General features: G+C 64.0%; 17 protein-coding genes. 9 read left to right on the top strand and 8 right to left on the bottom strand.

Annotated features, from left to right (window positions below; all coding sequences use genetic code 11):
- Positions 1-9 precede the first annotated feature (9 nt).
- The gene (locus G542_RS0106665; protein ID WP_012696579.1) at positions 10-1,068 is read right to left on the bottom strand and encodes a microcin C ABC transporter permease YejB; all 1,059 of its coding nucleotides are present in this window, start codon (positions 1,066-1,068) and stop codon (positions 10-12) included.
- 222 nt (positions 1,069-1,290) lie between these two features.
- On the opposite strand from G542_RS0106665, the gene G542_RS0106660 reads away from it, so the two are divergent.
- Entirely contained in the window at positions 1,291-2,787 is a 1,497-nt protein-coding gene (locus G542_RS0106660) for an APC family permease (RefSeq protein ID WP_027823718.1), read from the top strand.
- A 20-nt stretch (positions 2,788-2,807) separates the two neighbouring features.
- Positions 2,808-4,106 (top strand): APC family permease, encoded by a 1,299-nt coding sequence (locus G542_RS0106655; RefSeq protein WP_027823717.1) that lies wholly within the window; start codon positions 2,808-2,810, stop codon positions 4,104-4,106.
- Positions 4,107-4,543: 437 nt separating this feature from the next.
- Here G542_RS0106655 and mnmH read toward each other — a convergent pair whose 3' ends face one another.
- Positions 4,544-5,581 (bottom strand): tRNA 2-selenouridine(34) synthase MnmH, encoded by a 1,038-nt coding sequence (mnmH, locus tag G542_RS0106650; RefSeq protein ID WP_012696576.1) that lies wholly within the window; start codon positions 5,579-5,581, stop codon positions 4,544-4,546.
- 11 nt (positions 5,582-5,592) lie between these two features.
- On the opposite strand from mnmH, the gene selD reads away from it, so the two are divergent.
- Positions 5,593-6,636 carry a selenide, water dikinase SelD gene (gene selD, locus G542_RS0106645; protein ID WP_012696575.1) on the top strand — a complete coding sequence of 348 codons (1,044 nt, stop codon included), beginning with the start codon at positions 5,593-5,595 and terminating at the stop codon, positions 6,634-6,636.
- A 420-nt stretch (positions 6,637-7,056) separates the two neighbouring features.
- On the opposite strand, the gene G542_RS0106640 is transcribed toward selD, so the two are convergent.
- Positions 7,057-8,337: a hypothetical protein gene (locus G542_RS0106640; RefSeq protein ID WP_012696573.1), complete on the bottom strand. Its 1,281-nt coding sequence runs from the start codon at positions 8,335-8,337 to the stop codon at positions 7,057-7,059.
- Positions 8,338-8,647: 310 nt separating this feature from the next.
- Between G542_RS0106640 and G542_RS16190 the strand changes: the two genes are divergently transcribed.
- Positions 8,648-9,172 (top strand): tyrosine-type recombinase/integrase, encoded by a 525-nt coding sequence (locus G542_RS16190; RefSeq protein WP_373279778.1) that lies wholly within the window; start codon positions 8,648-8,650, stop codon positions 9,170-9,172.
- Positions 9,173-9,200: 28 nt separating this feature from the next.
- Positions 9,201-10,868, top strand: coding sequence for an energy-dependent translational throttle protein EttA (ettA, locus tag G542_RS0106630; RefSeq protein WP_027823715.1), 1,668 nt, complete (start codon positions 9,201-9,203; stop codon positions 10,866-10,868).
- Between the two features lie 134 nt (positions 10,869-11,002).
- On the opposite strand, the gene G542_RS0106625 is transcribed toward ettA, so the two are convergent.
- Together G542_RS0106625 and G542_RS0106620 are read right to left on the bottom strand one after the other, a co-directional pair.
- Complete coding sequence (locus tag G542_RS0106625; protein WP_027823714.1) at positions 11,003-11,785, bottom strand: DODA-type extradiol aromatic ring-opening family dioxygenase; 783 nt, start codon at positions 11,783-11,785, stop codon at positions 11,003-11,005.
- Positions 11,786-12,022: 237 nt separating this feature from the next.
- Positions 12,023-12,448, bottom strand: a complete 426-nt coding sequence (locus G542_RS0106620; protein ID WP_012696568.1) for a DoxX family protein — start codon at positions 12,446-12,448, stop codon at positions 12,023-12,025.
- 116 nt (positions 12,449-12,564) lie between these two features.
- Between G542_RS0106620 and G542_RS0106615 the strand changes: the two genes are divergently transcribed.
- From G542_RS0106615 to G542_RS0106600, 4 genes are all read left to right on the top strand, one after another.
- The gene (locus G542_RS0106615) at positions 12,565-13,482 is read left to right on the top strand and encodes a LysR family transcriptional regulator (protein WP_012696567.1); all 918 of its coding nucleotides are present in this window, start codon (positions 12,565-12,567) and stop codon (positions 13,480-13,482) included.
- Positions 13,483-13,518: 36 nt separating this feature from the next.
- A complete protein-coding gene (locus G542_RS0106610; protein WP_012696566.1) occupies positions 13,519-14,337 on the top strand; it encodes a class I SAM-dependent methyltransferase in 819 nt (272 codons plus the stop codon).
- Positions 14,338-14,349: 12 nt separating this feature from the next.
- A complete protein-coding gene (locus tag G542_RS0106605; protein ID WP_027823712.1) occupies positions 14,350-14,787 on the top strand; it encodes a hypothetical protein in 438 nt (145 codons plus the stop codon).
- A gap of 89 nt (positions 14,788-14,876) precedes the next feature.
- Positions 14,877-15,578, top strand: a complete 702-nt coding sequence (locus G542_RS0106600; protein WP_012696564.1) for a peptidoglycan DD-metalloendopeptidase family protein — start codon at positions 14,877-14,879, stop codon at positions 15,576-15,578.
- 67 nt (positions 15,579-15,645) lie between these two features.
- Here the strand turns inward: G542_RS0106600 and G542_RS0106595 are convergent, their stop codons facing one another.
- From G542_RS0106595 to G542_RS0106585, 3 genes are all read right to left on the bottom strand, one after another.
- Positions 15,646-17,643 (bottom strand): TonB-dependent copper receptor, encoded by a 1,998-nt coding sequence (locus G542_RS0106595; protein ID WP_012696563.1) that lies wholly within the window; start codon positions 17,641-17,643, stop codon positions 15,646-15,648.
- Between the two features lie 121 nt (positions 17,644-17,764).
- A complete protein-coding gene (locus G542_RS18470) occupies positions 17,765-17,926 on the bottom strand; it encodes a hypothetical protein (protein WP_012696562.1) in 162 nt (53 codons plus the stop codon).
- Positions 17,927-18,017: 91 nt separating this feature from the next.
- Positions 18,018-19,391: a ClC family H(+)/Cl(-) exchange transporter gene (locus G542_RS0106585; protein WP_012696561.1), complete on the bottom strand. Its 1,374-nt coding sequence runs from the start codon at positions 19,389-19,391 to the stop codon at positions 18,018-18,020.
- Positions 19,392-19,406 lie beyond the last annotated feature (15 nt).

Here is a 19,406-nt window from a genome sequence, read left to right as displayed (position 1 = left end):
GCAGGGCTTTCAGTGGCCAACTGCGTCAAACCGCAGGCGCGGATCGACCCAGACATAGCAAAGATCGGAAGCCAGCCGGGCCAGCAGGCCGATCAGGGTAAACAGGTACAGCGTGCCCATCACCACCGGATAGTCGCGCTTGACCACTGCATCGAATGCCAGCAGCCCCAGCCCGTCCAGTGAAAACAGTGTTTCGATCAGCAGGCTGCCGGCAAAGAAAGCGCCGATGAAGGCAGCCGGAAAGCCGGTAACCAGCGGGATCATCGCGTTGCGGAATACGTGCCGGTACAGGATGCGTGTTTCGCCCACGCCTTTGGCACGGGCCGTCAGCACGTACTGGGCGCGGATCTGTTCCAGAAAGGTGTTCTTGGTCAGCAAGGTGGTGACGGCGAGGCTGCCGACCACCGAGGCCGTGATCGGCAGCACCATGTGCCAGAGGTAGTCAAGGATGCGAGCCGGCCACGACAGCTCGGCCCAGTTGTCGCTGACCAGCCCGCGCAGCGGAAAAAGCTCGAAAAAGCTGCCGCCGCCGAACAGCACCAGCAACACCACCCCGAGCACGAAACCGGGAATCGCATAGCCGACCAGCAGCAGCGTGCTGCTGGCCACGTCGAAAGCCGAACCGTCTCGCACGGCCTTGCGGATGCCCAGAGGGACGGAAATCAGGTAGGTCAGGAAAAAGGTCCAGAGTCCGAGGCTCATCGAAACCGGCAGCTTGGACACCACCAGCCCCCATACCGACTGGTGGTGATAGAAGCTCTGCCCCAGGTCGAAAGTGGCATAGCGCCGGACCATGTCGGCAAAACGCTTCCAGGCCGGCTGGTCAAACCCGTACAGCGCACGCAACTCGGCCAGCCGCTCGTCGTTGAGTCCGCCCGAGGCACGGTACAGGCCGTGTGCGGCCTGAACGGTTTCTCCCTGTCCGCCGGACTGGCGCAATTCCTGCGCCAGCTGCTCCACCGGTCCGCCGGGTACGAACTGGATCACCACGAACGTCACCAGCAGGATGCCCAGCAGCGTGGGCACCATCAGCAGCAGGCGTTTGGCAAGGTAGCGCCACAGATTCATCGCAGGCCGGCTCTGAAAGAAGGATTGATGCAGAAAGGATATGTCCTGCCCGCCATGCCTGCCAAGCAGGGCAGGCAAGCCCTGCCTGCGGTTGCCGTCTGCGGCCTCCGACGTTGACAGCCCGGTATCGCGGGGCTACAGCCTTTGAATGGGGTATGTGAATTACCCGTTGTTTTCCGCTTCATCAAATTTCAAGGAGTCGTTGTGGCGCAAGCTCGCAGCATGTCGTGGATTCTGCTCGCGCTGATGACGGTGGCAGCCGTGGCCAGCATCCGTGCCCTGCCGGGCATGGCACTCTACGGACTGGGTGCCGTCATGCTTTACCTTCTGCCGGCGCTGCTGTTTTTCCTGCCGGCAGCGCTGGTCACCACCGAACTGGGCACGACCTGGAGCGGTGGCGTGTACGGCTGGTGCCGGCAGGCATTCGGTGAACCGTTCGGCATTTTTGCCAGCTGGTTCGGCTGGATCCAGGTCTGTACGCTGCTGCCGATCATTCTGGCGTTTGCAGCCGATTCACTGGCATTCGTCATCAATCCGGCACTGGCGGGCAACGGGATTTATACCGGCATTGTCATCATCGGACTCTACTGGCTGGTCACGCTGGTGGCATTGCGGGGGGTCAAGCAACTGGCGCGCCTGTCCTCGCTGTTCATGCTGGCCGGTACGCTGTTTCCGGCGCTGGTGCTGGTCGTGCTGGGTGCCATCTGGCTGGCACAGGGCCATCCGTCACAGGCACCGCTGACCTGGTCGGCCCTGCTGCCGGACATTTTCGGCTCCGGCAGCCAGACACTCAGCGGCCATGCCAAGACCCACCCTGGCGTCTGGCATCTCTTTACCGGTGCCATTGCCGGCATCGTGCTGATCCTCAACAACTTTCTCGCCTACTCCGGCATCGAGATGAACGCCCTCTATGCCTCGAGCCTGCCCAACCCGCAGCGCGACATGCCACGGGCCATCGGGCTGGCCATCGGCCTGATCCTGCTGATCTTCATCCCGCCCACGCTGGCCATCGCCGTGGTGGTGCCGGCAGATGCCACCAGCCTGACGGCCGGGGTCATGCAGGCGTACAGCCAGTTTTTCCATGCTTTCGGCTGGGACGCGGCCATCGACGTCATGGCACTGCTGCTGGTGTTTGGCGCGCTGGGTGGCGTGCTGATCTGGTCGGCCGGCCCGGCCGAGGAGATGCTGTTTGTCGGCAAGGCCGGGCTTTTGCCGCGCTGGTGGCAGGTCACCAATCCGGCCGGCATGCCGCGGCATGTACTGCTGGCACAGGCCGGCATGGTGACAGCGCTGGCATCGCTGTACTTTTTCATTCCGGACGTGTCGGCAGCTTTCTGGATGCTCAGCACCCTGTCGGCACAGATCTATCTGGTGCTCTACGTCATGATGTTCGTGGCCGCGATCCGCCTGCGCCGCCTGCAACCGGACCTGCCACGCGGCTACCGGGCGCCTTGCCTGCATGCGTTGTCGGTCATCGGCATGCTGTCGTCGCTGGCTGCATTTGCCATCGGTTTCGTGCCGCCGCGCGCGGAATCCATGCCGCTGTCCGGGCTGGCCTACTTTGGCCTGCTGGCTGGCGGGCTGGTGCTGGCTGCGTTGCCGCCGTTCCTGTTTTACCGCTGGCGCCGCCCGGAATGGGAGGAGATCACACCAGCCGAGGCCGAGGCCTACAGTGCCCCGCTGACGCGTCCGACAACGCCGCATCCATCCACTTCGTAGCTGCTTGCCGGAGCCGCGCCATGAGCATTCCCGTTAAGCCAGTCCACCGCATGGGCCTGTTCGGCGCGGTCTCGCTCGGCATCAGTGCCATGGTGGGTGCCGGCATTTTTGCGTTGCTCGGGCATGCTGCGGTCGCCGCCCGGGCCGATGCTCCGCTGGCTTTCGTGATTGGCGGCGTGGTGGCAGCCCTGTCGGGTTATTCGTATGCGCGCCTGTCGGCAACGTATCCGAGCGGTGGCGGCATTCACGAGTTCTATCGGCTGGCTTTCGGCAATTCGGTAATAACGGGCTGGCTGTCACTGCTGTTCCTGCTGACCCTGATCACCACGACGGCGATGATCGCCCGCACGTTCGGGGTGTACGCGCACCGGATCATCCCGCTGGCACCGGGCAACGTGTGGATTCCGGCCTATGCGGCCGCCATCGTGATCCTGCTGATGTGGGTGAACCTGGCGGGATCAAGACTGGTGGGCCGGCTGGCCATCGTGCTGGTCGGCATCAAGATGACGGTACTGGCCATCCTGCTGGTTTACGGCCTGACCCAGGCCGAAGTCAGCCGGGTTGAATCACTGGGGTTCAGTTCTCCCACGACGCTGCTGGGTACGGTCGGGCTGACTTTCCTGGCGTATTCGGGCTATGGCCAGATCACCAATGCGGCCGATGCGGTCGAACGCCCCGAGCGCACCATTCCGCTGGCACTGTTGCTGGCGGTATCGATCGTGGCGGTGTTTTACGTCGGGCTGGCGTGGGTGGCGCTGGGGACGGTCCCGATCGCCGAGCTGAAACTGCATGCCGATACGGCCATGGCACAGGTGGCACACCCGCTGTTCGGGCCGGCCGGGGTGGTGATCCTGGCCCTGACGGCGATGGTGTCCACATCGTCGGCCATCAACGCCCAGTTGTTCAGCCAGCTACAGATGGGGGCACGCATGGCGCGCTGCGGCCAGTTGCCGGCCAGCCTGCAAGAGGGCGAGCGCCCGTACAACCGCATGCTGGTCGGCGGCATTGTCGTGGCGACCATCATCATGGCGGCTTTTTTCAACCTGGGTGCCATCGCCCAAGCTGCCAGCGCCACCTATCTGATCACCTACGTGGCCGTGCAGATTGCCCACTGGCGGTTACGCCGGCAGACGAACGGATCGTTGTGGCTGATCATCGCCGGGTTGCTGCTGATGCTGGTAGTGCTGGCGGCATTTGGCCTTGAAATCTGGCAGACGACACCCAGCGTGTTCATCACCATTGCCGTCATGCTGGCGGGTGGCTGGCTGGTGGCCTGGCTGATCCGGCCGCGTACTGCGGCGTCTTCCGGTCCGGGCTGAGGTACACCGGGCCAGAAGCGGTCTGCCAACGGAATGGCGGACATGAAAAATTCCCGCCCTGCGCGGACGGGAACATGCCTTTTTGAAAAAAGGAAAACACATCAACAAGCCATGACCGGTTACCGTAGCCCGCACCGGTAGCGGGGTTTAGCCACAGGAGACCGAGGGTCCTGCTGTCTGCCCTACGGCTGGCACGACAGGGCACATGGTAATAGTGCCTGATTATTGAGTAAATAGTTTTTTGCTAATACAGAAGGCCTTTGCAGTACCGCAGACATCCGTTCACTCCTCCGCACTGCAAATCCGGACTCCGCCGGAGTTTGCATCACGCTCCGCTTCGGCAGGCTGCCGGCCCGTCGGTCCGGGCATGGCTTCCCGGGCTGTCCCCTGTGCGGCGGACAACCCCCGTCCTGCCGGCCGGGGTCAACCCGCCAGCCTTACAGCAGCCGTGCCTGCCGTTCCAGCTCCTGGGAGTCGAGGCTGCCTATGTCCAGTCTCTGCGCTTCGGCCAGGTGTTCGAAATGCTTGCCCATCGAACGGAAATACAGGGGATCGTAGTGATTGGCCAGCAGGTCTTCCACCAGCCGGTAAAAATCACCGGCTTCGGTCCACGCCTGCCATTCGGCCAGTTTTTTGCGGCCGTACAGTTCGCGCAGATAACCCAGCTGCTGCACCAGCATGGCGGGTGAATGCACGAAAAAGTCGTAGTCTTCCAGGAGGTAACGCACCCGCTCGGCAAACGGAACATCGACATAAATGCACCTGGCCGCCCGCATGGACGTCACCAGCGCGTCCGGCAGGGAAACAAAGCCGATGCGCTTGGATTCTGCCTCGACAAACACCGGCTCTTGCGGATCAAGCGCCAGCAAGGCGGCACGCAGGGCGCTGTCAAAGCCTTTTTGCGTGGGCTGCCCCTCACCGGGTACCCGCCCCAAGACCGAACCGCGATGGTTGGCCAGCGCCTCCAGATCCAGCACCTGCCGCCCCTGGGTCCGCAGGGCGGTCAGCAGCCGTGTCTTGCCCGAGCCGGTCGGGCCGCACACCACGCGATAGTCAAACCGTCCGGGCAGCGTCTGCAACTCCTCCAGCACCAGATGCCGGTACTGCTTGTAGCCACCTTCCAGCTGCCGCGCGCCCCAGCCGATCTGTTGCAGGATCAGGGTCATCGAGCCGGAACGCTGTCCGCCACGCCAGCAGTACACCAGCGGCCGCCAGCCTTTGGGCCGGTCAGCCAGCCCGGTTTCCAGATGCCCGGCAATGTTGCGCGCCACCAGCGCCGCCCCTACCCGGCGGGCCTCGAACGGCGATACCTGCTTGTAAAGCGTTCCGACGGTCACCCGCTCCTCGTCAGACAGGACCGGGCAGTTGATGGCACCGGGGACATGATCCTCGGCAAACTCGGCCGGTGTACGCACATCGACGATTTCATCGAAATCTGCGAGCTGTGCTATGTTCGCGGGCGGAAAAAAACGCATGGACGCACTTGATGATGACGGAAGTTAAGCTGACCCAATTGTCTCACGGTGGCGGCTGCGGCTGCAAAATTGCGCCGTCCGTGCTGGAAAAGATCCTCGCCGGCATCCGGCCCGTGCTGCCGGTGCCCGACCTGCTGGTCGGCATCGACACCGCCGATGATGCCGCGGTCTACCGCCTCAACGACGAGCAGGCCATCGTCGCCACCACTGATTTCTTCATGCCGATTGTCGATGATCCGTTCGACTTTGGCCGCATCGCCGCCACCAATGCACTGTCCGACATCTACGCCATGGGCGGCAAACCGCTGTTTGCACTCGCCATCGTCGGCATGCCGGTCAACGTCCTGACCCCCGACACCATCCGGCAGATTCTGGAAGGCGGCCAGGCCGTCTGTGCAGCGGCCGGCATTCCGGTGGCTGGCGGACACTCGATCGACAGCCCGGAACCGATCTACGGGCTGGTCGGCATCGGTGTCGTCCATCCGGACCAGATCAAGACCAATGCCGGTGCCCGGCCGGGTGACCGCCTGATCCTCGGCAAAGGCCTGGGTGTCGGCATCCTCGCGCAGGCCATGAAAAAAGGCCTGCTCGACGAAGCCGGCTACGCCGCCATGATCGCCAGCACCACGCTACCCAACGTGGTCGGCAGCGAACTGGCACCGCTGGCCAGCGTGCACGCCCTGACCGATGTCACCGGCTTCGGCCTCGCAGGCCACCTGCTGGAAGTCTGCCGGGGTGCCGGCCTGACTGCCCATGTCGACATGGCACGCATCCCGGTCATCCGCGAAGCCGAGCCTTACGCCCGCCAGCTGATCGGTCCCGGAGCCATCGAGCGCAACCGGGCCAGTTTTGGCCACGGCATCAGGTTTGCCACCGACATCCCGGACTGGCAACAGCGCCTTCTGACCGATCCGCAAACCAGCGGCGGCCTTCTGGCAGCCGTCGCCCCGGAAGCCGTCGACGACGTGCTGGCCCGCTTCCACGCGGCCGGTTTTGACTATGCCTGCGAAATCGGCAGCCTGACGGCAGGTGACGCCGAAATCATCGTTCGCTGACAGCCCCCTGCGGAGGCAGCCATGCCTCCGCAGACCGTCCGTGCTGCATTGCCGATCCTTGCCTGCGTGCTTCGGCCCCGGCCGGGCGGCCCGCAGCCAGGACCGGATGACCGGCATTCCTGAATGCCTCATCGTCCGCAAACGACAAGAACATCTTTTTAAATACCGGCAACCGCATCCCCGCTACCGTCATTCCGGGCAAGGCCACCGGGCATCTGCCACCCCGGATGCACACCCGCAAGCCCGCCTCCCGTTCCGCGCCAAAAGGGCCGCATTGAAAGCGGTCCACTGTGCCCGATGCCGGCCAGCGTGAAGGCCAGCCATCACCGGACACCTGGCTGACAGCCCGGATTTCCAGCCATCACACCGTATTCGCCCATCCGGGCAGTGCAGCCCGGCGAACCCACCGCTCCCTCAGCATCACACCACCACCGTATCACCGGATGCTGCTGCCAGCGGCTCCAGCAATCCGCGCACCAGACACACTTCGCCGCTGTCATCCCACTCTACCGCCAGCCGCCAGCGTACCGGCCGGACGGCACCATTGCGGTCATGCCAGTCCCACACCTGCACATGACCGGCATCGCCCATCGAAGCCGCTGTCAATGCTTCGTCCAGCGCCTGCCTCTGCCCGGCCGGCACATGCGCCAGAACATGCCGGCGGTCAGCCAGCGCTCCCGCCCCCTCTTCCAGTATCCGTTCCGTGTCACCCTGCCAGCGCCAGTGTGCGTGTCCCGGCTCGAACTCAAACGCCACCACGCCCAGCTGCTCCAGCCCCCAGAGACAGCGCCGGCGCCATTCCAGCCCGCGCCATACCCGCTGTCGCCACTCCAGTCCGAACGCACCAAGCGCCAGCACCAGCACCGCTGCCCCGGCCACATAAAACTGCACGTTCAGCACGGAAAGCGGCATCGCCAATGCCATGCGGGCAAACGGTCCCATGCCGGCCACGGTAGCAAGGCCGGAGAGCAATGCCAGCCAGAAAACGGCCAGACTGCTGCCAGGGCCGGGCCAGTACATCACTGTCAGCGCCAGCAACACCAGCGGCAGCCAGACCAGTGGCTGCATGCCCCAGCCGGCCACGCCAAAGCGCGCTTCGCCAAACACCAGAGCCAGCACCAGCGTCATCAGCCCCAGGCAAACCATCCCGGCCAGATGCCGGAACGGCGGATCGGCAGCACTCAGCCAGTCGCGGCTGCCCAGTGCATGCAACAACACCGGCACCACCAGCAACATCCCGTCAGCCAGGGACAGCAGCAGTTCCGGCCACCACGGCAACAGCACCGGCCCGGCTAGCAGGCGCGCCAGTGCCAGCAACAGCACGAGCGGCACCAGCACCGCCAGAAAACGCACTGCCGCCAGCGGCGTCGACAGCCGGAAAATGCACCCTCCCGGAGTCAACAGCCATGCAGCCAGTGCCAGCAAACCGGTTTCTGCTGCCGCCAGCAAGATCGATGTCCAGCCCCCGGTCCCGGACCATGCGTGAAAAACCGCCGCCAGAAGCCAGACCAGCATCGTCACCCAGCCCCGTTCCCGTCCGCGCGCCAGCAGCAGGGCCGACAACCCCACCCCCAGCGGCACGTCAAACAGCGCCAGCGGCGGCTGTACAAAAGCCAGCGTCTGCATCAGCACATACGCCAGTGGCCACGCCACGACCAGCCACAGCATCAGGCGCACAGGGACAGTCGGACGGGAGGGCATGGCAGGCTTTCCGGACGGGCATGAAATACTTTGAGCGTAGGCGCCCGGCCTGCCACGGCAACCCGAACTGCCGGGCGTTTTGGCAGACCTCGCCGTCCAGCGAACCGTGCGACCTGAATTCGTTGTCACCCTGCCGCCCACGCTCGATCCTGTCGCGAGCACGGAGGCGGAGAAGCCATGTTGGCGCGCCATCGCGCAGGGGCCATGAGGGAAACACTCCCGCAGGCATGGGAAAGACTTCCGCGCCTTGCCGCAGCAGCTCCGCTGCACGGAAACACCCCTGCAGACGTGAGGAAGATTCAACACCTGCATCGCTGGTGAGCGTGTACGGAGAAACACCTCCACCCGCCCTCCACGCCTTCAGCGCGTCATGGACCCATGCAGGCAGACTGGCCAGCGGGTTGGCGACATCGTGAACATGCGCAACTACCAGATTACCGGGCAGGGCATCTGGTTCAAGCAGCAAAAAACCGGCAACAGGCCCGTCGTCTCGTGGAGCGATGAACTGCGCGCCATCGTCGACCGCACGCAGAAGATCGGGTCTCATGGCGTACCCATGGTGACGCTATTTAGCCAGAGAGGCGGCAAACCACTTAAAATCACCACTTTGCAGCCGCAGCGGACTGGCGCATGCAAGCGGGCTGGTATCAACGATGCCCAGCTACGTGCTTTGCGCACCATGGCAGGAACCGGAGCAAAACGGCAAGGCTTCGACCCCGCCGCCCTGCCCGGCCATAGCGATCCGGAGATGACCCGCCGTTATCTGCGTGATCGTGCAATTCCCGTCGGGTCCGCGAACAGAATTACTGGACAGAGCAACAAACAACCGCTTTAACTCTTTGATTTAACAGGTAGGTAATGTAATGGCGCAATACGTTATGTCGATGCTGCGGGTCAGCAAGGTCGTGCCCCCGAAGCGTCAGATCATCAAGGACATTTCCCTGTCCTTCTTCCCGGGGGCCAAGATCGGCCTGCTGGGCCTCAACGGTGCGGGCAAGTCCACCGTGCTGAAAATCATGGCCGGAGTCGAAAAGGAATACGACGGCGAAGTGCAGTGGCAGCCGAACCTCAACATCGGCTACCTGGCGCAGGAACCGCAGCTCGATCCGGAAAAGACCGTGCGCGAAGAAGTCGAAAGCGGCATGGGTGAAGTGATGGGCGCGCAAAAGCGCCTTGAAGAGGTGTACGCCGCCTACGCCGAGCCGGATGCCGACTTTGACGCACTGGCCGAAGAGCAGGCACGCCTCGAGGCCATCATCTCTGCCGGTGCCGGCGACAACATCGAGCTGCAACTGGAGCTGGCCGCCGACGCCCTGCGCCTGCCGCCGTGGGATGCCAAGATCGGCCCGCTGTCCGGTGGCGAAAAGCGCCGCGTGGCCCTGTGCAAGCTGCTGCTGTCCAAGCCCGACATGCTGCTGCTGGACGAACCGACCAACCACCTTGATGCCGAATCGGTGGAATGGCTGGAACAGTTCCTGTGCCGTTTCCCGGGCACCGTGGTGGCCGTCACCCACGACCGCTACTTCCTCGACAACGCCGCCGAGTGGATTCTGGAACTCGACCGTGGCGAGGGCATTCCGTGGAAGGGCAACTACTCCAGCTGGCTGGAGCAGAAAGAAGCCCGTCTGGAGCAGGAATCCAAATCCGAAGCCGCCCGCATGAAGGCGATGAAGCAGGAACTGGAATGGGTGCGCCAGAACCCGAAGGGCCGTCAGGCCAAGTCCAAGGCGCGTATTGCCCGCTTTGAAGAGCTGTCCAGCTACGAAACCCAGAAGCGTAACGAAACCCAGGAAATCTTCATTCCGGTGGCCGAGCGTCTGGGCAATGAAGTGATCGAATTCGAAAACGTCAGCAAGGGCTTCGGTGACCGTCTGCTGATCGACAACCTGTCGTTCAAGGCCCCGCCGGGCGCTATCGTCGGCATCATCGGCCCGAACGGCGCCGGTAAATCCACGCTGTTCAAGATGATTGCCGGCAAGGAACAGCCGGACAGCGGCACCGTGAAGATCGGCCAGACCGTGCAGATGGCCTTTGTCGAGCAGCACCGCGACAGCCTGGAAGCCGACAAGACCGTGTTCGAGGATGTGTCCGGTGGCGCCGACCTGCTCACCGTGGGCAAGTTCGAAATGTCGAGCCGCGCCTATCTGGGCCGCTTCAACTTCAAGGGCGCCGACCAGCAGAAGAAAGTCGGCATGCTCTCCGGTGGCGAACGCGGCCGCCTGCATCTGGCCAAGACCCTGCTCAAGGGCGGCAACGTGCTGCTGCTGGATGAACCGTCCAACGACCTTGACGTGGAAACCCTGCGCGCGCTGGAAGACGCCCTGCTGGAGTACGCCGGCACTGTGTTCGTGATCTCGCACGACCGCTGGTTCCTCGACCGGATCGCCACGCACATCCTCGCCGCCGAAGGCGAATCGCAGTGGACCTTCTTTGACGGCAACTATCAGGAATACGAAGCCGACAAGAAGAAGCGTCTGGGCGAAGAAGGCGCCAAGCCCAAGCGCATCCGTTACAAGCCGATCACCCGCTGATCCCGGCCGGCAAGGGAGGCGCTCTCTCTATCTATGTCCTGCCCGCCCGTCGTGTTGCGGGCCGGGCGACATCAGGCAGTAGCACCCTCCCCTTGCTTCCGCATCCAGCCCGCCGGTTGTCCCGGCGGGTTTTTTCATGCCCGGATTCCGCCGAACTGCCAGGCATCCATGGCGATGGCCGCGTATTCGATGCCCCGGTGCAGTGCCTGCCCGACTGCCCCGCCGCCGGCTCCCAAGGCAAAGAACAGCGGCAGCAGATGCTCGTCAGTCGGATGGTTTTCACGGGCAAACGGCGCCTGATGCTGCCAGTCCAGCAGGGCTTCCACCTCCCCGGCGGCCAGCTGTTCGGCCATCCAGTCGGCAAACGCCTGCGCCCACGGCTGCGGCGGCATGCCGGGATGCCCCAGTGCATACAGGTTATGGGTCAGGCTGCCGGAACCCAGCACCAGCCAGCCGGCATCGCGCAGCCCGGCCACCGCCTGCCCGAGCCGGTAATGGGTGCGGGCATCCTGCTGCGGCAAGGTAGCCAGCGTGACAACCGGCACCCGGGCCTGCGGATACATGGCCAGCAGCGGCACCCAGGCGCCGTGGTCCAGCCCGTCCTCCGGGTCCGGCAGCCAAGCGATCCCCGCAGCGGTCAGTGCCGCCCCCACCTCGTCAGCCAGACCCTCGCCTGAGGTGGCCGGATACTGCAAGCGGTAGAGTTCGGCCGGAAATCCGCCAAAATCATGCACGGTGCGCCAGTGGCCGGCCGACCCTAGCTGTGGGCGGGAGGCCAGATGATGGGCCGACATCACCAGGATCGCGCGCGGCAAGGGCAACTGGCGGGCCAGCGTACGCCAGGCTTCTGGGGCGGGCGAGCCGCTGATCAGCACATCCGGCCCCCCGTGCGAGATAAACAGGGCAGGCAAACTCATCAGATTCTCCTTTGCAGGCAGGTGGCAACCCGTCCCTTGACCCGCCGGGCCAGGTGTCCCAAAACAACCGGCAGCGGTGCCAGCTCCCGGCATGATGATCGACAGGCCGGCAGATCCGGCATGCCGTAGCCTGCCGGCAGGGCCGGGAACCCGAGGATCCTCGGGCTCCCGGCACGCACTGGCCGCAATCCAGCGTAGCCAGCCTCCGGATGCCGGGCGATTCCCGGCATCCGTTTTCTAGTGGTGTGCGACCGCCCGGTTCCAGCGCAAGGCCAGGGCACCGTTCCCCAGCAAGGCCTGCACCAGTGCCGCCACGGCCAGGAACACCGGATACTCCCAGCCGCCACCGGCATTGCTGAACATCCAGCCATTGCCGCCATGCCCGAATACCGCCGCTCCCAGCAGGACCGGCACCAGAGCCAGCGACACCCAGCGGGTTGCCACGCCGGTCAGCAGCAGTACGCCACCGGCGGTTTCGGCCACCATGGTCAGGTAGCCCAGTGCCCCCGGCAAACCCAGTGATTCGAAATAGCCGGCCGTACCGGCCGGGGTAAAGACCAGCAGTTTGGTCAGGCCGTGGGCCAGAAACATGGCACCCAGTGCCAGACGCAGCAGCAGGGCTGCTGCGGGGATCAGCCGGTTGTCAGTTTGGTTGTCAGTCATGTGTTGGTCTCCAGTGCAGTGCGAACCCGATGTCGCCATGACGTCATTACAGCGCTTGCCGGCCAGCAGATAAACACGTCATCCTTACAAGGATTATCAACCCACAGGAAACAATCATGGACCGGCTGACATCGTTGCGTGTGTTCCAGACCATCGGCGAAACCGGCAGCTTCAGTGCCGCCGCCGAACGTCTGGGCCTGTCGGCCGCCATGGCCAGCAAGCATGTACACGCGCTGGAGCAACAGCTGGGAACACGCCTGTTTCAGCGCACGACCCGCCGGGTGTCACTGACCGAAGCCGGACAGGATTACGCCCGCCGCATTGCGCTGGTACTGGCCCAGCTCGAAGAGGCTGATGCGGCTGCCATGCAGCAAAGCGTGGACATCCGCGGCCGGGTGCGCCTGAGCGCACCGATTTCGTTCGGCATGCGGGTGCTGGGCGGCTGGCTGGCCGGTCTGGCCGCCCGCTATCCGCAGCTGGAGGTGGAGCTGGAACTCAGCGACCGGCAGGTCGACCTGATCGACGAGGGCTTTGACCTCGCCCTGCGCATCACCACCACGCCACTGGCCGACGGCATCGTGGCCCGGCCACTGGCCCGCTTCGACCTGCTGCTGTGTGCTTCCCCGGCCTATCTCGAGCAGGCCGGTACGCCGCAGGTGCCGGCCGACCTCAGCCAGCATGCCTGCCTGCGCTACAGCCTGTATCCGCAAGGCACGGACTGGCGCTTACGGCTGGCTGACGGCAGCGAATGCCGTGTGCCGGTCAGCGGCCCCCTGACGGCCAACAACGGTGACGTACTGGTCCAGGCAGCCTGCACCGGCATGGGCATCATCTACCAGCCGCGTTTTCTGGTGGAAACACACTTGCAGCAAGGCACCCTGCGGCTCCTGTTTGACTCGTTGCCGGTTCGCCAGGCCGAGGTTTACGCCGTCTATCCGGCACGCCGCCACCTGCCGGCCCGGGTGCGCGTACTGGTCGAACACCTGCGCGAACGGCTGGCCGGCGACTGCGCCGGGACAGTCGCGCAGGTGTAGAATGCGCAGCCCTGTTTTTGCCGTCGAGTCCCGCCCGTGAGCACCATCCCCGATCTTCGCCCCGGCCAGTCGGTCGAACTTCTCAAGGAACTGCACATCCTCACCCGCGACGGCAAGCTCAACCAGGACAGCCGCCGCAAGCTGAAGCAGGTGTATCACCTTTTCAATTTCATCGAACCGCTGATGCAGGAAGTGCTGGACGCCGGCCATGACCTGACGCTGGCCGACCACGGCGCCGGCAAGTCGTATCTGGGCTTCATCCTGTACGACCTCTTCCTGAAAGCGCGCGAGGCCGGACACATCTACGGCATCGAAACCCGTCCGGAGCTGGTTGAGCGCACGGCGGCCCTGGCCGAGCGCCTCGGCTTCACCCGCATGCATTTCCTCAACATGTCGGTAGATGAATCACGCCGGATGGCCGAACTGCCGGAGCACTTTGACATCGTCACGGCCCTGCACGCCTGCAATACCGCCACGGATGACGCCATCCGATTTGCCCTCGACAAGCAGGCGCGCTTTATCGTGCTGGTGCCCTGCTGCCAGGCTGAAGTGGCTGCAGAGCTGCGGGAAAACAAGGCCCGCCGGCTGGCACAGTCGCCGCTGGCAGAAATCTACCGTCACCCGATCCATACCCGCGAGTTCGGCAGCCAGCTGACCAATGTGCTGCGCTGCCTGCAACTGGAAGCACACGGTTATTCGGTCACCGTGACCGAGCTGGTGGGCTGGGAACACTCGATGAAAAACGAGCTGATCATTGCCCGTCACACCGGCAAGCCGCGCGGCAACGCACGGGAGCGCCAGCAGGCCATCCTGGCCGAATTCGGCCTTGAGGCGCTGACGGAGCGGTTTGCCTGACGCAGGCTTGCTATGCTGGTCTGGTCAGCCACGCTTTCCAGACCGACCATGCGCCACCTTGCCTGCCTTCTGTTGACCCTGTGTGCCCTGCCCTTGCAGGCCATGCCCCTCAGCCCGGCCCAGGAAGCCCGTCTTGCCGCCCTGCGGACGGCCACGGCAGCCGGTGCTGAAACCGATCCTGCCATCATCGCCAGCTGGCCGCCGGCACGCCAGATTGCCGTACTGCAATGCCAGCCGGTGGTCGCCCGTGAATTGCAGCAGCACTACCCGTGGGTGGACGAGGTGCAACTGGGCGAAGAAGGGCGACCGCTGGCCCTGCACGACAACACCCGCCTGACCGGCGAAGGCCACGTCCAGCTTGGCGGCAGCTGGCATTCGTTCAGCTTTGACTGCCTGCTTGATCCGGCCACGGGGACGGTGAGCCGGGTGACTTACCGGATGAACCACTGACCGGGTGCGCGGCAGGCACGGCCAAAAACGCTGCGGCCGTACCCGCAGCCCTGCCCGTCCTGCCGGTCGGGCTGGTAAACTCGGGCGCCATGGCTATCCCGTTCCGTTTGGTCCTGCTCGCTCCGCTGTTGCTGGTGGCGGCCTGCGCCAGCACCCCCGACTATCCTCCTGCCGGTTACGGCCAGTACCGCGTGCAGCCAGGCGACACGCTCTATCGCATCGCCCGCGTGCATAACCAGACCGTGGCCAACCTGGCGCGCTGGAACCGCATCTCCGACACGTCGGACATCCAGGCGGGCCAGCTGCTGCGGGTGATTGCTCCGGCCGGCGATACGGTTGCCAGCAGCAGCCCGTCCCGTCCTGCTGCCGGCAGCAAGCCCAAACCCAGACCGGCACCGCCGGCCAGCACGGCCAAACCCAGGCCACCGGCAGGCGGCATCACGCTGGCCTGGCCGGCACAGGGAACGCTGCTGGCAGGATTCACTTCAGCCAACAAGGGCATCGACATCAGCGGCAAGGCCGGCGATCCGGTCAAGGCAGCCGCCAGCGGCAAGGTGGTCTATGCCGGGGCCGGCATCAAGAGTTACGGCAACCTGCTGATCCTGCGCCACAGTGACGACTGGCTGACGGCCTATGCCCACAACCAGCAGTTGCTGGTCAAGGAAAACCAGACGGTCAAGGCCGGCCAGACCATTGCCCGCATGGGCAACAGCGGCACCGACCGGGTGAAGCTGCATTTCGAGCTGCGCTACAAGGGCAACGCGACCGATCCCCGTCCCTACCTGCGCTGACGGTCCTGCACATGACTGCGCCCGGGCTGTCCGTCTGCCGGCAGCCCGGGCGCAGTTGCTCCGGAGATCAGTCCAGCCTGTACTGGGCCTTCAGCCAGAAAGTCCGGCCCGGTTCGTTGATGCGGTAGGTCTGGATCAGCCCGCCGACATCAACGAGATCCTGCTTGCTGACGAATTCCGAATACGCTTTGTCAAAGAGGTTATCGACGCCTGCGGTCAGGCTCAGGCGCCTGGTCGGCTTGTAGCCGCCATGCAGGGACAAGACACCAAAGCCGGCACTTTCTCCCAGATCCTGCCCGGCAATATTGCCTTTGCCGGTGTCATAGCGGTTTTGCGCAGTCACCAGCCGCCACAAGGCGCCGGCACTCCAGACCTGGTTGTCCCACTCCAGCCCCAGCCGGGCTTCAAGTGGCGGAATCTGGGCCAGCGGCGTCTGGTCGGTCCGGTTGGTGCCGTGGGTATAGGCCAGGGTGGCGTCAGCTTTCAGGCTGGCTGAAATGCGGTAGGACAAACCGGCCTCGCCGCCCCAGGTACGGGCATCCACATTACGGGTCAGGTTTTGCCTGGTGCTGTTGTCGATCAGGATGAAGTCATTGATTTCGTTGTAGAACGCGGACACGCTGCCGGTCCATGCTCCGGATTTCCAGTTCACGCCGGTATCCAGCTGGGTGTTCTTCTCCGGCCGGGTGCTCAGGAACGAGCTGTTGTCCAGCCCGCCTGCCGCATTCAGGCTGTTGCGGTTGAACTCCCAGAAATCCGGAAACCGCTCGACATGTCCCAGACCGGCATACCAGGTGGCACCGCCGATATCCTGCTCGTAGCGCACGAAACCGCTGGTGAGCTGGTCATCCCGGTTGCGGCCATAGCTGGATTTGCCCTGCCGGTCATCCTTGCCACGCCACCAGTCGTGGCGCAGTCCGGCAATCACGCGCTTGTCGTCGGTGATGCTCTGGTGCCACTCGCCGAACAGGCCGATCTGGTCAAAGGTGAAATTCTCGTCATAAGGCTGGTTGACGTAATTTTCGGCCATGGCGCCCTTGCCGGCGCGAAAACGGTGACGGTTGCTCTGCTGGTCTACCCCCAACTTGATTTCGGTCGCCCCGGCCGGCTGCAAGGTGGCCACGATCTTGCCGCCCGTGGTGCGGCGGTCCGGGTTGCTCACGGCCAGACCGGAAACAGCCGGCGCCGGCCGCAGGCTGTAGTTGTCCATGACGTGATCGATGTAGTTGTAATAGATCTGGGCTTCCAGCGCGGTGAACCAGGGCGTCAGGTCGGTTTTTTCGAAGCGCAGTCCGTATCCCTCGCGCGCAAACTTCACGCCGTCCATGCTGCGGTCGGCATAGGCTGCCTCGCCATCGCTGCGGGCGGCCTCGAATTCAATGCGGGTATCCCTGTCCGGCGTCCAGCCCAGCAGGAGGTTGCCGCTCCAGCGGTGAAAGGCTGAATGCACGCGATCACCGTTACCGTCGGTGTAATCGTTGGCATGACTGTTGGTGGCGATGGCACGCACGTAACCGGCGGGATTGCCAGCCGTCACGTCGGCCACTTCGTCGTGTCGTGCAGCCGAGCCGACCAAGGCACTGAGGGTGCCGCGCACGCCGGGCTCGGCAAAGGGCTTGACCTTGCGGTCGAAGAGCACGGTGGCAGCCATGTTGCCCGGCCCCCACAGGACGGTTTGCGGCCCCTTGATGATGGTCAGGCTGTCGTAGGCTTCCGGGAATACATAGGCCGTGGGCGGGTCCATGCGTCCGCCACAGCCGCCGTAGATGAATTCGCCATCCATCAGCACGTTGATGCGCGAACCGGCCATGCCGCGAAAGACCGGGTCACCGTCCGTGCCGCCTTTGCGCACGACGGAAAAACCCGGAATGGTCTTGAGGATGTCGGCACCATCATGAGCCGGAACCGGCTGGCGGGGAGCCTTGGGGTCAGTGGTGACGACCAGAGGGGCCGTGGTCGGGCTGGCTGTCACAACGGTTTCGGCCAGTTCGGTATCTGCTGTCTGCGCCTGAACCAGAGCAGAAAAGGTGGATGCCACCGCGAGCACGGAATACTTTAAACGCATTGCAAGACCCCTCTACAAAAGACAGGCGATTATAGAAAGGTCAAAACAACAAACCCTGCGACACAGTGTCGCAGGGTTTGGCGTAATCAGCGCCCAGTGGGCAAAACAACGATGGTAACGATCAGAGCAACAGCAACAGGCTCACTCCCACCAGCAGGCCGGAATACATCATGCCCAGCCATTGTCTGCGCTGATGAGGACGGCGCATCGGCACGTCACCGAACGAGCGACGGACATCGTATTCGCCGTACAGCTTGGCTTCCTTGCTGAGATCGTCCCACATGGCGCACTCCCGTTACATTGCATTGCCTTATGTAACGTATTGTAAGCACCTGTTTGCCGATGTGCAAGGACTGTCTTCCCGGACTGCGCGCTTATTTGTCAACCCCTGTCGCAACAGGGGAACGGGCCGCCAGCAGGCGCAGCCGCAGTGCATCATAGATCGGCAATTGCCCCAGCCAGAACGGGATGATGGCCGCTGGCAGGCAGGCCAGCAGCATGGGCACGACCAGGCGGCCGGTTGCCGTCATCTCCAGGATCAGCACGATGCCTGTCAGCGGTGCCCTGACTGACGAAGCAAACATCGCGCCCATGCCCACGATGGTACAGATGCGCCAGTCCAGCCCGATTCCCGGAAGCCACCACGTCATGACGGCACAAAAGAGCGCCCCCTGCACCGCCCCCATGGCCAGCATCGGTGCAAACAGCCCTCCTGACATTCCCATCGAGTAGGACATCGGTCCCAACCCCAATCGCACCAGCCACAACAGGCACAGCGTGGCCAGCAACCAGGGGCCGGACAGCAACTGCTGCACCAGCTGTTCCCCGCCACCGGCAAACTCCGGCACAAACCAGACCAGCAGCGCCAGCACTGCGGCGCATGCGGCTCCCCGCAGCCAGAACGGCACCATGTCCAGCCACATGAACAGGCTCAGCCCGCCCAGGATGGCGCTGTTGTACAGCACGCCGGCAAACCCGGTCAGCACGCCCAGCAGGACATAAAACGGCAGCACGTACAGCGAAGGCTCGGCCAGTGCCGGCACCTGGAAAACCGGCTGCGGCCCGAGGATGAACTGTGTCACTGGCACGGCCACCGCGCAGGCAATCATGCTGATGGTGACCAGCCGCGTGCGTGCAACGTGTGTCAGCTCCTCCAGCGCAAACAGCAATCCGCCCAGCGGGGCGCTGAACGCCACGGCCAGCCCGGCACCGGCAAGACTGGCCACCAGAATGCGCCGGTCTTGTTCCGAGGCCCAGTGGTGACGACCGAACACGCCACCGATATAGGCTCCCATCTGCACGACCGGCCCCTCGCGCCCCAGGGCATAGCCGGACGACAGGGCCAGCACCCCGCTGACAAACTTCACCGGCAGGAATTTCCAGTCACGTTCGATGGGCAGTTCATTGCGCCAGACGGCCTCGATCCGCTGGATGCCGCTGCCGGCTGCCGACGGCATGAAACGGCGTACCAGCCACATCGAGACAATGGTGATGACAGAGGCCGTCATCCAGACCAGCATGAATCCGCCCACCCCGCCGACATGGCGCATCCATGCATAAAGTCCGGCCATTTCCCGGAAACCATGCTGCACCGACAAACGGAACAGGGATCCGGTCAAGGCCACACACACGGCCGCACCGATTGCAAGCAGGCCGATCCGGACCAGTCCCGTCAGGGACTCACCGGTATCGGCCTTGTCAAAATCTGGATCGGCAGACGGTGCCTGATCACGGGAAAAAAGTCGCATGAATGAAACGAAAAC

The organism is Laribacter hongkongensis DSM 14985, assembly GCF_000423285.1.
Classification (GTDB): domain Bacteria; phylum Pseudomonadota; class Gammaproteobacteria; order Burkholderiales; family Aquaspirillaceae; genus Laribacter; species Laribacter hongkongensis.
Note: the sequence above shows the minus strand (reverse complement) of the source record. Positions and strands in the feature narration are given on the sequence as shown.